Consider the following 12803-nt stretch of genomic DNA (forward strand, 5'->3'; position numbering starts at 1 on the left):
CTTCCGCTGCGAGCACGCACTGAGGACGCGAACCCCCGCTCAGGCCGCCATGAAGACCACGCGCCGGTAGGCGAAGAAGCGGAACAGCGTGGCCACGGCCCAGCCGAAGAGACGGGCGACATTGTCGCTGAGGGCGCAGTCGCATCCCGTCAACTGCCGTGACAGGGCGACCGTGCCCGCGGTGATCACGAGACCGACGATGTTCACGAAGACGAACAGTGCCAGTTCGTGGGTCACCTTCTCGCGACGGCGATGCCGGTACGTCCAGTAACGGTTGCCTGCCCAACTGACAATCATCGCAACACCCGTCGCGACCGCCGAGGCCTGGACGGGCGCCGACCGCATCGGGCCGCCGGTCACGCCGGGGAGACCGAAGACCAGCAGGTTGTAGGCGCCGGTGTCCACGAGGAAGGCGAGGGCGCCGACGAGTCCGAACGCGGCGGCCTCGCGCCAGATTCCACCGATGACATCGCGCATGCGCAGCGTCAAAGACGCGAGGTCCGACACGCAACAGAGGGTAACGGCACGGTGCGCCCTCACCGGTCAGGCGCTCCAGCGGAGCAATATGTCCGAGTATGGCCAGGATTCATCCAGGTGAGGAGAGCCCGTGAGCCCGACGATCGCCTGCGTCGTGCCGTGCCACAACGAGGAAGCAGCCATCGGCAAGGTGGTGCGCGATCTGCGGGCGGCGCTCCCCGAGTCCGATATCTATGTGTACGACAACGCCTCGACCGACCGCACGGTGGAGGTCGCCCGCGAGGCAGGCGCGATCATCCGGCGTGAACATCGCAAGGGCAAAGGCAACGTCATTCGGCGCGCTTTCGCCGATGTCGAGGCCGACGCACTGCTCATCATCGACGGTGACGACACCTACGACGCCTCACGGGCGCGGGACATGGTGGACCTGCTGTTCGAGGGCCCCTACGACCAAGTCATCGGCACCCGGCGCGAGACGGTCGACGGCGCCTACCGCGCGGGGCACGCGGTGGGCAACAAACTGCTCACGGGTGCGGTGCGCTCGCTCTTCGGCAATGACGTCACCGACATGCTGAGCGGTTACCGGGTCTTCTCCCAGCGCTTCGTCAAGTCCTTCCCGGCGCTGTCCCGCGAGTTCGAGACCGAGACCGAGATGACGGTCCACGCACTCAACCTGCGGCTGCCCACGGCGGAGCTCGCCGTCGGGTTCAAGGACCGGCCGGCCGGCAGCGTGAGCAAACTGCGCACCTACCGGGACGGCTGGCGCATTCTCCGGCTCATCCTCAATCTGGCGCGTCGTGAGCGGCCCTCGCTCGTCCACACCGTCGTCGCGGGTCTGCTCGCCCTCGTCGCACTCGTGCTCGGTACGCCCGTCGTCATCGACTTCATCCGCACGAGCGCCGTGCCGCGTTTCCCCACGGCGATCCTCGCGGCCGCGATCATGACCATCGCGACACTCGTACTGCTCGTCGGCTACATCCTCGAGTCGTTCATGTACATGCGTCAGGAGCAGTCCCGCCTCGTGCATCTCGCCTATCCGGCGCCGGAGCGCGCGCCGCGCCGCCCCGACCGCGACGGGGGCGGCCTCTCCGTGCCGACGCAGGAAGTCCTCAGCAGATCCTGACGCCCGCCGAGGCGGGGCGGAACGGCCGGGGCCGGCAACACGCCTTCAACAAGCCGACACCGGAGGGCCTGCGCGCGCAGAGGCTGCGCATTGAGCACCCGGGCACCAACAGGCCATCCTGCGCGGCGAGTTCGCAGTCTCCTGGCCGACTGGCGACTTGTCAGAGCTCAAGGGTTGAAGTGGGGTTTCCGACGGGGTGTGAGAAGGGGGCCGATTGATGGCCGGCCCCCTTCTCGGTGGGGCTACCGCCCGCCGTGGCCGCCGTGGCCCCCGCCGTTACCGTGGCCACCGCCGTGGTCACCGTGGTTCCCGCGTCCGTCGCCGTAGTTCCCGTGTCCGTGGTCGCCGTGTCCGTGGTCGTCGTAGTGCCGGTACCTGTAGTCGGTGTCGTCTCCGCGCCCGTGGTCGCCGTGGCGTCCGAAGTCGCCGTGGTCGTGGGCATCGTAGTGAACTGCCCGTACCGGCGAGGCCGGCGCGGCGACGGCCGACGTGGCGGCACCGCCCATGGCGAGTACGAAGCCCGACACGGCGACGATTGGCCATTTGGCAAAACGCATAACTCGTCTCCTGGAAAGGATGGATTGTGAGCGTCGATCAGGCATGACCCTGCGGAGGGAGCGTCAGGCAGTCGGCCTTCCGCGTTCCTTGCGCTCGTGGCGCCCCGTGGGCCAGAACGCCAGAGTCGCGAATGTCCGATTAATCCCTTTCTCATGCGTTCAACGCTGCGCTCGCGAGCGGGTGGGGTCAAGGACGAAGGGTGGTAGTCGCTCTACCAGCCTGAGCGGAATATGCTCCAGGCATTGCGGCCATAGGTGACCGCGGGCCGCCCTGTCTCAAGTCGCCCCGGCCGACGGTGCTTTGCTCGCGCGGCCGGGCAGTCTGTGGGGACTTCTCGGTCTCGCCCGCAGGCCGTGGGCCCTCGGTCCGACGACGGGGCGCTGCCCCCGGGTCGCTGTCCGCCCCGCGGTCGGCGACCTGGCGTCGATCCTCAGTAGTGCGGGCACGGGTGCCGGGCATGGGAGACGTCCCGGCCGGGGGGGGCTACGCCTCCGGGTAAAGCCATCGCCGCAGCACCCTGCTGAGCCAGGGCATGACCGCGTAGGTGAGCAGAGGCGCGAGGAAGATCGGGAAGACGGCCGTGCGCCAGGGCAGCGGCCAGCTGCGGAAGTGTTCGGCGACCAGCCCGTCGTACAGCAGGGCGAACGGGTAGACCGCGAGGATCGTCATCAGCGACATCTTCCAGCGAACCGGAGGCTTGGTGGGGGTGCCGGGGACGTTGAACCAGGTCTCCAGGCCGGTCGTGGTCAGCTTCGGCGGCGTCGACCGGCCGAAAGGCTTGACGCGGTGCTGCCAGTCAGCCCTTTGTGGTGAGGCCATCCAGCGGTCCAGGGTGGCGGTGTCCGCGAACCGGACGATCGCGTAGTAATGCCTGCCCTCCCCCTCAGGCCGCAACCAGGTCACTCCCTCATGGCCGGTGAAGGCGGCCGCCTCCGTCTCGATCCCGTGGGCCCACCGCTCGAACTCGGCTTCCTTGCCGGGCTTCACCTCCCAGGTGAAGACCACGGTCACCGCCTCACGGGATTCCAGCGCGTCGGTCATGCCGAAATCCTACGGTTGCAGCACATATCTGCCCGTATGACGATGAAGAGGTCTCTACCTGGAGGTGGCCCATGTCTGTACACGGTCCGGCCCTCACCGAACGGGGGCAAACCCTTGAGGAGCGAGGTCCCGGTCCGGTCCGGGTCAGTCTGTCGGTCAACGGTGTCCAGCACTCCGTGGAGATAGAGCCACGCGTCAGCCTGCTCGACGCGCTGCGCGAACACCTGCATCTGACCGGTGCGAAGAAGGGCTGCGACCAGGGCACGTGCGGCGCCTGCACGGTGTGGGTGGACGGCAATCGCGTGCTGTCCTGCCTCACGCTCGCCATGACCTGCGAGGGACGCGAGGTGACCACCGTCGAGGGACTGGCGGAGGACGGTGAACTGCACGCCATGCAACAGGCATTCATCGCCGAGGACGCCTTCCAGTGCGGCTACTGCACTCCGGGCCAGATCATGTCGGCCGTGGCGCTGCTCAAGGAGGGCCACGCGGGCGACGACGCCGAGATCAAGGAGTGGATGAGCGGCAACATCTGCCGCTGCGCCGCCTACCCCCACATACGGGCCGCGATCCGCGCTGTCCGCGACGGAGCCTAGGGAGCCTTGCCGTGCGGCCGATCACCTATGTGCGAGCCACCGACACCGCGACGGCGGTCGCCGCGGTCAGCGCCGATCCCACCAGCGACTTCCTGGCCGGCGGCACCACCGAGATCGATCTGCTCCGCCAGAACGTCCTCCATCCACGACGGCTCGTCGACATCAACGACCTTCCCCTGACGCGCGTCGAAGCCACCCCGGAGGGGGGCCTGCGCATCGGCTCCCTGGCCCGGATGAGCGAGGTCGCCGCCGCGCCCACGGTGCGCGAGCGCTTCCCCGTGATCTGCCAGGCGCTGGAGCTCGGCGCCTCCGCGCAGTTGCGGAACATGGCGTCCATGGGCGGAAACCTCCTGCAACGGGTGCGGTGCTCCTACTACCGCGACGCGGAGTCGCCCTGCAACAAACGCGATCCCGGCACCGGATGCTCGGCCATCGAGGGGTTCAACCGCGGTCACGCGATCCTTGGCACCAGCGAGCACTGCATCGCCACCCACCCCTCGGACGTGGCCGTGGCGCTGATGTCCCTCGACGCACAGGTGCACACGCTGGGCCCCGGCGGCGAACGCACCTATGCGATCGACGACTTCTTCCTCCTGCCCGGCGACTCCCCGCACCGCGAGCACCCGATGGAACACGGCGAGCTGATCACCGCCGTCGAGGTGCCCGCGACACCCGTGGCGCGCCACTCGCTCTACCTGAAGGTCCGGGACCGCGAAAGTTACGAGTTCGCGCTCGCCTCGGTGGCCGCCGCGGTGTCCGTCGTGGACGGCACCATCGCGGACGTGCGGGTGGCACTGGGGGGTGTGGCCACCAAGCCGTGGCGGGCCCGCCGGGTCGAGGACTTCCTGATCGGGGCTGCCGCGGTGCGGGACAACTTCGCGCAGGCGGCCCGGGTCGAACTGATCGACGCCCGGACGACCTCCATGAACGCCTTCAAGGTCGAACTCGCGCAGCGCGCGATCGTACGTGCCCTCGAAACCCTCACCGCCGACGGAAGCGGGAGCCCGGCATGACCACCGCACCGGCAATCGGACAGCCCCTCGACCGCGTCGACGGCCGCCCCAAGGTCACCGGCAGTGCCCGCTACTCCGCCGAGATCCCGATCCCCGAGATGGCCTACGCCTGTGTGGTCGGATCCCGTATTGCCGGCGGGCGCGTCACCGACATCGACGCGAGCACCGCCCAGGCGGAGGAGGGCGTGCTCGCCGTCCTGACCCACCAGAACCTGCCGAGGATCGCGGAGCAGCCGCCGCTGATTCCTTCCCTGGCAGGCACCGCTGCCCCCGGGCAGACCTTTTTCCCGATGCAGGACGACGTCGTCCACTACGCGGGTCAGCACATCGCGGTCGTCGTCGCCGACACCTGGGAGCGGGCCCAGCACGCGGCGAGCGTGCTGCGCGTGTCCTACGAGGAAACGCCCCCGGTCGTCACCCTGGAGCAGGGCCGCGACGAGGCATACATACCCGAGCGCATCTTCGGCGGCTGGCTGCCGGGCCGCATCGAGCGCGGAGACATCGATGCGGGCCTCGCCCAGGCGGATGTGCGGGTGGAGGCCACGTTCACGTACGCGGCGAACAACCACAACCCGATCGAGCCGTCAGGCACCACGGCCGAGTGGGACGGCGACGAGCTGGTGCTGCACGACACCACCCAGGGCGTCAACGCCACTCAGATGACCGTCGCCCGCCTGCTCGGTATGCCCCTGTCCAAGATCAGGGTCATCGGACACTATGTCGGGGGCAGTTTCGGCTCCAAGGCCATGATCCACCATCACGCGGCACTGGCCGCGATGGCCGCCAGGCAGGTCGGCAGGCCGGTCAAGCTCGTGCTGACCCGCGAGCAGATGTTCACCTCGGTCGGGCACCGCGAGGAGCAGGAGCAGCACATCGTCCTCGGCGCGACGCGCGACGGCCGGCTGACCGGGATCCGGCATCACAAGTTCTCCCCCACCTCGCACTTCGACGACTGGGCCGAGCCCTCGATCGGCGTGTCGTCGGAGATCTATGCGTGCCCGAATTTCGATGGCCTCTACCGGATCTTCCGGGCCAACACGATGACCCCCACGTTCATGCGGGCGCCCGGAGAAGCGAGCGGCATGCTCGCGCTCGAGGTCGCGATGGACGAACTGGCTCATGAACTCGGCCTGGATCCGATCGAGCTGCGGCTGCGCAACTATGCGGAGGTGAGCCCCTCCTCGGGCTCACCGTGGTCCAGCAGTGGCCTGAGGGAGTGCTACCAGCGCGGTGCCGCGCGCTTCGGCTGGGAAGGCCGCGATCCACGGCCTGGGGTGCGGCGCGAGGGGAACTGGCTGATCGGGACGGGCATGGCCACCGCGGGCTATCCGGTGGCGCCGCCTGCCAACCCGCAGCGCGCCCGCGCCCGCCTCTACGCCGACGGCACCGCCGTCGTCCAGGCCGCCACCCCCGATTTCGGCACCGGTGTCGCCACGGTCATGACGCAGGTCGCCGCCGACGCGCTCGGCATGCCGGTGGACCGTTGCCGGTTCGAGAACGGCGACACCGACCTGCCCAACATCGCTGCCGCGGTGGGCTCCGCCGGCGCGGGCATGATCAGTGCCGCCGTGCACAGCGCCGCGACCGCCCTGCGCAACCAGCTCATCGCCCGCGCCGTCGGGGACACCCGTTCCCCGCTGCACGGCGCGAACCCGGTCGACGTGGTCGTGGGGGACGGGGCGATGACGGCCGGAACCGCCTCCGACTCCTACGCCGACGTGCTGCAGCGCAACTTCCTGCCGGATGCCGAGGCGTCCGGTGCGTGGAGTCCGCCTGCCGGAGATCCCGAGTACGCGATGATGACCTTCGGCGCCCAGTTCGCCGAGGTGGCCGTGGACGCGGAGCTCGGACTGGTCCGGGTGCGGCGGATGACCGGTGCCTTCGCTCCCGGCCGGGTGCTCAACTCCAAATTGGCCCGCAGCCAGCTCATGGGCGGCATGCTCTGGGGCCTGGGCCAGGCGCTGCTGGAGGCCAACCACATGCACCCGCGCACCGGCCGTTGGGCCAACGCGAGCCTTGGGGAGTACCTCGTCGCCGTCAATGCGGACGCGCCCGACGTCGACGTCGAACTGGTCGAGGTCGAGGACGACGTCGTGAACCCGCTGGGCGTCAAAGGCGTGGGCGAGATCGGGCAGGTCGGGGCCGCGGCCGCGATCGCGAACGCCGTCCACCACGCGACCGGGCGGCGCATCCGGAAGATACCGATCACGATCGAGGACCTGCTCTGACCGCGGACCACCGGTGTCCGGCGCCGCCGGCCCCTCTCAGGCGGTCGCCGGTACCCGGCCCCTCTGCGCGACGATCATGGCCATGTCGTCGTCCACCCGACCACCGGCATATTGCTCCAGGTCGGCGGTGATGGCTTCGACCAGCGGGCCGGGCGCCCGATCCGCCCAGATCGCGACACGTTCGGCGAGGGGATAGAACTCGCCGCTTCCGTCGCGGGCCTCGGTGACCCCGTCGGTGTAGAGGATCAGGCGGTCGCCCTCATGGAAGGGGAAGATGGCGGGGACGTACATGCCGTCGTACATCCCGCCGAAGGCCAGGCCGAGCGGCGGCGCGGGCTCGGGCACCTGGAGCGTCGTCACGACGGCCCCTGCCCGGCGCAGCAGCAGGGGCGGCGGATGCCCGCAGCTGACCACGTGCACCACCGGCTCGTCGTCGGGGATGTCCACCATCACGGCGGTCACGAAGCGCTCGGCGAGGTCCGCCTCGGACGCCGAGAACTCGGCAAGGCCCCAGCGGACCGCGTCCTCCACGTAAGCGACCAGTTCCGGCAGCGGGATGTCGCGGTGGGCGGCGGCGCGGAAGGCGCCCAGCACGATCGCCGTGTCGCTGATCGAGGCGAGGCCCTTGCCGCGGACGTCTCCGATGATCAGCCGGGTGGAGTGCGAGGTGCGGGCCGAGGCGTACAGGTCGCCGCCGACATAGGCGTCGGCCTCCGAGCTGTGATACTCCGAGGCGAGCCAGACCGGCCCCGCCCGCTCCGGGAGCGGCCGCAGTACGACCCGCTGTGCCGTGTCGGAGACCGAACGCGCCCGGACCAGTGCCTGCTCATGCCGGTCCCGCAGGTGTGTGAACACGACCAGAAGGGCGGAGACCGCGGCGAGGGCGCCCAGTTCGACCAGAACGCTCTCGGTCAACAGGGTGTGCCGCTCCACCCCGGCGGCGACCAGCGCGAGCAGCGCGACGGAGCCGACCAGCGTCGTGGCGCGCGTGCCGGCGCCGACGGCGGTGACCGCCGTGGCGACGGCGAGCAGGTGGGCGACGTGGATGTCCGGAGGCAGGAAGGCGTCGGCCACCGGAATGGCCACGACCACCAGTAGGGGACCGACCAGCCACAGTGGATGCGGTGCCGGCCGGCGAAAGGCCCGCATGATCCCGGCAACGAACGTCCGCGTCCTCGTGGTCGCCGCGCTCACTTCGGTGCTCCGACGGGCGCGACGGTGTGGCGCGGGGGACACGGCGTGGTGCCGTCCTGGGTGAGTCGGGTGAGCCATTCGGCCAGTAGTCCTTGTTCTGCCGGGGTGAACGACCGCGGGGAAGCGGAGCGCAGCAGAGCACTGAGCGTGGTGGCGGCCTGGGCCGTCGTCATCGGTGCGGACGGCGTTCCGGCGGCGGGCTCGGGAGTGAGGACGCCTGCGAGCACGATGTCCCTCACCCGGGCCGACAGATCGGTGCCGGGGTGGACGTCGGGCCGAGTGAGCAGAGCGAGCGCGACACCGCTGTTTGCGGAGATCACGATCTCTGCCGCCTTGTCGGGCTCGATCGCGAGACGCCCGGCCTGGGCGACCCGCTCGAGCGTGGTGCGCAGGCGCGTGTGCATCTCGCCGATGGCCGCCGGTACACACGCCGGCCCGGGGGCGGCGATCAAGCGATAGAGATGGGGATGCTCCACAGCGAACTGGGTGTGCTGGTCCCAGCCGCGCCGCAGGTCGGCGACGGGGTCGTCGGTCGGCTCGGCGGCCCGCTTGGCAGCGATGTACGTGGCCAGGCCGTGATCGACCACCGCGGCCAGGAGGTGGTCCTTGTCGCCGAAGAGCCGGTAGATGACTGGTTGCTGCACACCGGCCTTCTCGGCGACGCTCCGGGTCGCCACGTCCCCGTTGGGGGAGGCTTCCAGCAGTTCGGTCGCCGCCTCGAGAATCAGCGATCGCTTGTCCACGTTATCGACGATACTCTCCCCGCAATCCGTGGAAAAGGGTCATATTTCCTGACCGCATGAGCGCATGTCGGCGGTGGGGAGGATCACGGGAGTGGGCAGGAGATCCCGGCTGGGCGCACGGAGACGGTTGCGTAGGCTGACGTCGTCGTCAGAGCATCGGACGCCGGGGACCCAACAGGGCCTCGACAAGTGCCTGACGAGCGTCAGGAAAGTCAGCAATGGGTCAGCACGAGTCCTGGAGAACCTGGGAGGTGCCGACCGGACATGCGGCTCGTTGTTGGGTAAGGAAACCGCCCTTGACCTGCAAAAACGCAGGCAGGGAGCTTAGATCCGGGAGTACCTCGATGATGCGTACTATGTTCAAGTCCAAGATCCACCGTGCCATGGTCACCCAGGCCGACCTGCACTACGTCGGGTCCGTCACCATCGACGCCGACCTGCTCGACGCCGCCGATCTGCTGCCCGGCGAACTCGTTCACATCGTCGACATCGCCAACGGGGCCCGTCTGGAGACGTACGTCATCGAGGGCGAGCGCGGCTCCGGAGTCATCGGTATCAACGGAGCGGCGGCCCATCTCGTCCATCCCGGAGATCTGGTGATCATCATCAGTTACGCTCAGGTCTCCGACGCCGAGGCGCGGGCGCTGCGGCCGCGGGTCGTGCACGTGGACCGCGACAACCGGATCGTGGCCCTCGGAGCCGATCCGTCCGAGCCGGTGCCGGGCTCGGACCAGGAGCGCAGCCCGCAGGCCGTCACCGTCTGAACCTCGGTGGAGGCATCGGTGGACCCGAGGACCCGAGGAGTGCCCATGAGCGATATCGAGATCCGTGACGACCGGGCGGGCGGCCGCCTGGAGGCGTTCGCCGGGGACGAAGTGGTCGGCCACATCGAGTACTTCGTGCTCGAAGCGCCCGCGCGGGCCCTCGTCCCCGTGCACACCATCGTGGAACCCGAACACGAGGGCCGGGGCATCGCGGGCTCCCTCGCCCGTGAGCTGTACGCCATCGCAGCACGTGAGGGCATCGTGGTCGCGCCGCTGTGCCCGTACGTCGTGAAGTGGGCGGCGCGTCACCCCGAGGAGGCTCCGGCGGCCGATCCGCAGCTTCTGGAAGCGGCGGTGGAGTGGCTCAAGGCGCATCCCGGGCGCTTCTGAGGACGGAGCCCTTCATGATCCGGTCCGGCCCGCTCGCCCTGCTGCACACCTCGCCCGTGCACGTCCCCGTCTTCGACGCACTGCGCGACGAGGCCCACCAGGGGCTGGAACTGCGGCACTTGGTGGCCGAGGAGCTGCTGGTCCGGGCCCGGAGCGAGGGCCCTCACGCGGTGGCGGACGAGGTGCGGACGCTGCTCGACCAGGCTGTCGTTCAGGGCGCGCGGGCCGTGCTCTGCACCTGCTCGACCATCGGCGCCGTCGCCGAGCGGGCCGGCCCCAGGGTGCCCGTGCTCCGCGTGGACCGTCCGATGGCCGCCGCCGCGGTGGCAGCGGGCCCGCGCGTCGTCGTCCTCGCGGCGCTGGAGAGCACCCTGGGGCCGACGGTCGCCCTCGTCGAGGAGGAGGCCCGCCGCGCCGGGCGCCCTGTCGACGTCCGCACTGTGCTGGTGGAGGGGGCGTGGGCCCTCTTCGAAGCGGGCGACACGGATGGGTACGTCCGCAGGGTGGCGGCAGCCGCCGACGCGGTCACCGGCGCCGACGCGATCGTCCTCGCCCAGGCGTCCATGGCGCCGGCCCAGCGCCTGACCGCGACCTCGACCCCGGTGCTGTCCAGCCCCCGCCCGGGGCTCGCCGCCGGAGCGCAGGCGGCGCGGGACGGGCAGCCGGGCAGGGCGATACACGCCGAGTAGGACCACCTGGTCTCCATCCCTCGCACGACGGGGTGAGTGGGTGCGCGGCGGTCGGGTACGCGTGGGACAAGTCCAGGGCCGACGTACCGACTGGCTGGAGGACACCATGACGCATCCGTTCCCCGACCCGGTGAAGCCGGGCCCCACCCCGGGCCCGGGCCCCGACCGCCCGGAGCCCTTCCCGAACCCGACCCCGGACCCGGGCCCCCACCCCTCCCCGGAGCCCGTCCCGTCTCCGTCCCCGATCCCGAAGCCACCGGGCCCCGACCCGGTACCGGAGCCGGAGCCCCAGCCGGGGCCGATCTCCTGAGCGGGCATTCGAACAGACATTCAACGACAATGAGGCCGGCGCGTCCGACGCGCCGGCCGCCCCCACTACGACGAAGCCGTCACGCCCTGGCTCCAGGGACGTGACGGCTTCGGCAGTGCTGGCGCCTACGCCTCGACCTCCGACCGGTCGCCGCCCCACAGCGTGTGGAACGACCCCTCCCGGTCCGTACGGCGATACGTGTGGGCCCCGAAGAAGTCCCGCTGCCCCTGTGTGAGGGCGGCGGGCAGACGCTCGGCGCGCAGGGCGTCGTAGTAGGCGAGGGCCGCGGAGAAGCCGGGCGTGGGCACGCCCTGGCGGGTGGCGGCGACGAGCACCTCGCGCCAGTCGTCCTGGGCCGCCGCGATCTCCTGCGCGAACGTCTCGTCCGACAGCAGGCTCGGCAGGTCCGGCCGGGCGTCGTAGGCGGCGCGGATGCGGTCGAGGAAGGCCGCGCGGATGATGCAGCCGCCGCGCCAGATGGACGCGACGGAACCGAGGTCGATGTTCCAGTCGTACTCGTCGCTGCCCGCGGTGATCTCGTGGAAGCCCTGCGTGTACGAGACGATCTTCGACGCGTACAGCGCCTGCTCCACCCGGTCCGCGAAGGCCGCCGCCTCGGCCTCCCCGAGCTGTGTGGCCTTCGGACCGGCGAGCCCGCGCGAGGCGGCCCGCAGGTCTGCGTGCCCGGACAGCGAGCGCGCGAAAACCGCCTCGGCGATACCGGACACCGGAACACCGAGGTCGAGCGCGATCTGGACCGTCCAGCGGCCTGTGCCCTTCTGCTCGGCCCGGTCCTCGACGATGTCCACGAAGGGCTTGCCCGTCGCCGCGTCCACGTGCGACAGCACCTCGGCGGTGATCTCGATCAGATACGAGTCGAGCCGGCCCGTGTTCCAGGTGCGGAAGATGTCCGCGATCTGTGCGGGGGAGTAGCCCGCGACATCGCGCAACAGCTGGTACGCCTCGCCGATCAGCTGCATGTCGGCGTACTCGATGCCGTTGTGGACCATCTTCACGAAGTGGCCCGCGCCGTCGGGACCGACATGCGTCACGCACGGAGCGCCGTCGTCCGCCTTCGCGGAGATCTTCTCCAGCATCGGACCGAGGGACTCGTACGACTCCTTCGAGCCGCCCGGCATGATGCTGGGCCCGTGCAGCGCGCCCTCCTCGCCGCCGGAGACACCCGTGCCGACGAAGTGGATGCCCTGCTCGCGCAGTGCGCGCTCGCGGCGCCGGGTGTCCGCGAAGTGCGCGTTGCCACCGTCGATGATCATGTCGCCGGGCTCCAGGAGCGGAGCGAACTCCTGGATCACCGTGTCGGTCGGCTCACCGGCCTTCACCATGATCATCAGGCGCCGCGGCCGCTCCAGCGCCGCCACGAACTCCTTGGCCGTCTCGGCCGCGACGAACTCGCCTTCGTGACCGAACTCCTCCATCAGCGCGTTCGTCCGGGCCACCGTGCGGTTGTGCACGGCGACCGTATAGCCGTTGCGCGCGAAATTGCGGGCGAGATTGCGCCCCATGACCGCGAGACCCGTGACGCCGATCTGGGCTGAAGTGCTCATACGGTTGGCTCCCAAAGCTCCTGGAATCGGTAATGCCGGTCTGCCCGCCAGTATTACGCCACCGCGACCCCGACTCACCGATTCGCCGTCCACGTATCCCGACGTGCCGACG

Annotated in this window: 14 protein-coding genes; 8 read left to right on the forward strand and 6 right to left on the reverse strand. The window is 70.1% G+C overall.

Annotation, left to right across the window (positions count from 1 at the left end; translation table 11 throughout):
- Nucleotides 1–39: 39 nt before the first annotated feature.
- A complete protein-coding gene (locus tag AB5J53_RS42355; RefSeq protein ID WP_369250891.1) occupies nt 40–507 on the reverse strand; it encodes a GtrA family protein in 468 nt (155 codons plus the stop codon).
- A 100-nt stretch (nt 508–607) separates the two neighbouring features.
- On the opposite strand from AB5J53_RS42355, the gene AB5J53_RS42360 reads away from it, so the two are divergent.
- Nucleotides 608–1600 (forward strand): glycosyltransferase family 2 protein, encoded by a 993-nt coding sequence (locus AB5J53_RS42360; RefSeq protein ID WP_369250892.1) that lies wholly within the window; start codon nt 608–610, stop codon nt 1598–1600.
- A 242-nt stretch (nt 1601–1842) separates the two neighbouring features.
- Here the strand turns inward: AB5J53_RS42360 and AB5J53_RS42365 are convergent, their stop codons facing one another.
- Together AB5J53_RS42365 and AB5J53_RS42370 are read right to left on the reverse strand one after the other, a co-directional pair.
- Nucleotides 1843–2157: a hypothetical protein gene (locus AB5J53_RS42365; protein ID WP_369250893.1), complete on the reverse strand. Its 315-nt coding sequence runs from the start codon at nt 2155–2157 to the stop codon at nt 1843–1845.
- A gap of 484 nt (nt 2158–2641) precedes the next feature.
- On the reverse strand, nt 2642–3199 hold the full coding sequence (locus tag AB5J53_RS42370) for an antibiotic biosynthesis monooxygenase (RefSeq protein WP_369250894.1): 558 nt from the start codon (nt 3197–3199) through the stop codon (nt 2642–2644).
- A gap of 71 nt (nt 3200–3270) precedes the next feature.
- Here AB5J53_RS42370 and AB5J53_RS42375 point away from each other — a divergent pair, with 71 nt between their 5' ends.
- From AB5J53_RS42375 to AB5J53_RS42385, 3 genes are read left to right on the forward strand one after another with little or no spacing between them, the layout of a single operon-like run.
- Nucleotides 3271–3795, forward strand: a complete 525-nt coding sequence (locus tag AB5J53_RS42375; RefSeq protein ID WP_369250895.1) for a (2Fe-2S)-binding protein — start codon at nt 3271–3273, stop codon at nt 3793–3795.
- Nucleotides 3796–3806: 11 nt separating this feature from the next.
- Nucleotides 3807–4808, forward strand: coding sequence for a xanthine dehydrogenase family protein subunit M (locus tag AB5J53_RS42380; protein ID WP_369250896.1), 1002 nt, complete (start codon nt 3807–3809; stop codon nt 4806–4808).
- Nucleotides 4805–7036: a xanthine dehydrogenase family protein molybdopterin-binding subunit gene (locus AB5J53_RS42385; RefSeq protein WP_369250897.1), complete on the forward strand. Its 2232-nt coding sequence runs from the start codon at nt 4805–4807 to the stop codon at nt 7034–7036. Before AB5J53_RS42380 ends, AB5J53_RS42385 begins: the two co-directional genes overlap by 4 nt.
- Nucleotides 7037–7072: 36 nt before the next feature.
- On the opposite strand, the gene AB5J53_RS42390 is transcribed toward AB5J53_RS42385, so the two are convergent.
- On the reverse strand, nt 7073–8122 hold the full coding sequence (locus AB5J53_RS42390; RefSeq protein ID WP_369250898.1) for a PP2C family protein-serine/threonine phosphatase: 1050 nt from the start codon (nt 8120–8122) through the stop codon (nt 7073–7075).
- A 104-nt stretch (nt 8123–8226) separates the two neighbouring features.
- A complete protein-coding gene (locus AB5J53_RS42395; protein ID WP_369250899.1) occupies nt 8227–8973 on the reverse strand; it encodes a TetR/AcrR family transcriptional regulator in 747 nt (248 codons plus the stop codon).
- Between the two features lie 344 nt (nt 8974–9317).
- Between AB5J53_RS42395 and panD the strand changes: the two genes are divergently transcribed.
- From panD to AB5J53_RS42415, 4 genes are all read left to right on the forward strand, one after another.
- A complete protein-coding gene (gene panD / locus AB5J53_RS42400; protein ID WP_369250900.1) occupies nt 9318–9737 on the forward strand; it encodes an aspartate 1-decarboxylase in 420 nt (139 codons plus the stop codon).
- A gap of 45 nt (nt 9738–9782) precedes the next feature.
- Nucleotides 9783–10127, forward strand: coding sequence for a GNAT family N-acetyltransferase (locus AB5J53_RS42405; RefSeq protein ID WP_369250901.1), 345 nt, complete (start codon nt 9783–9785; stop codon nt 10125–10127).
- Nucleotides 10128–10141: 14 nt separating this feature from the next.
- The gene (locus tag AB5J53_RS42410; protein WP_369250902.1) at nt 10142–10816 is read left to right on the forward strand and encodes an aspartate/glutamate racemase family protein; all 675 of its coding nucleotides are present in this window, start codon (nt 10142–10144) and stop codon (nt 10814–10816) included.
- A gap of 106 nt (nt 10817–10922) precedes the next feature.
- Nucleotides 10923–11126: a hypothetical protein gene (locus AB5J53_RS42415; protein ID WP_369250903.1), complete on the forward strand. Its 204-nt coding sequence runs from the start codon at nt 10923–10925 to the stop codon at nt 11124–11126.
- Between the two features lie 125 nt (nt 11127–11251).
- Here AB5J53_RS42415 and gndA read toward each other — a convergent pair whose 3' ends face one another.
- A complete protein-coding gene (gene gndA / locus AB5J53_RS42420; protein WP_369250904.1) occupies nt 11252–12691 on the reverse strand; it encodes an NADP-dependent phosphogluconate dehydrogenase in 1440 nt (479 codons plus the stop codon).
- Nucleotides 12692–12803 lie beyond the last annotated feature (112 nt).

This window comes from Streptomyces sp. R41 (assembly GCF_041053055.1).
GTDB lineage: Bacteria > Actinomycetota > Actinomycetes > Streptomycetales > Streptomycetaceae > Streptomyces.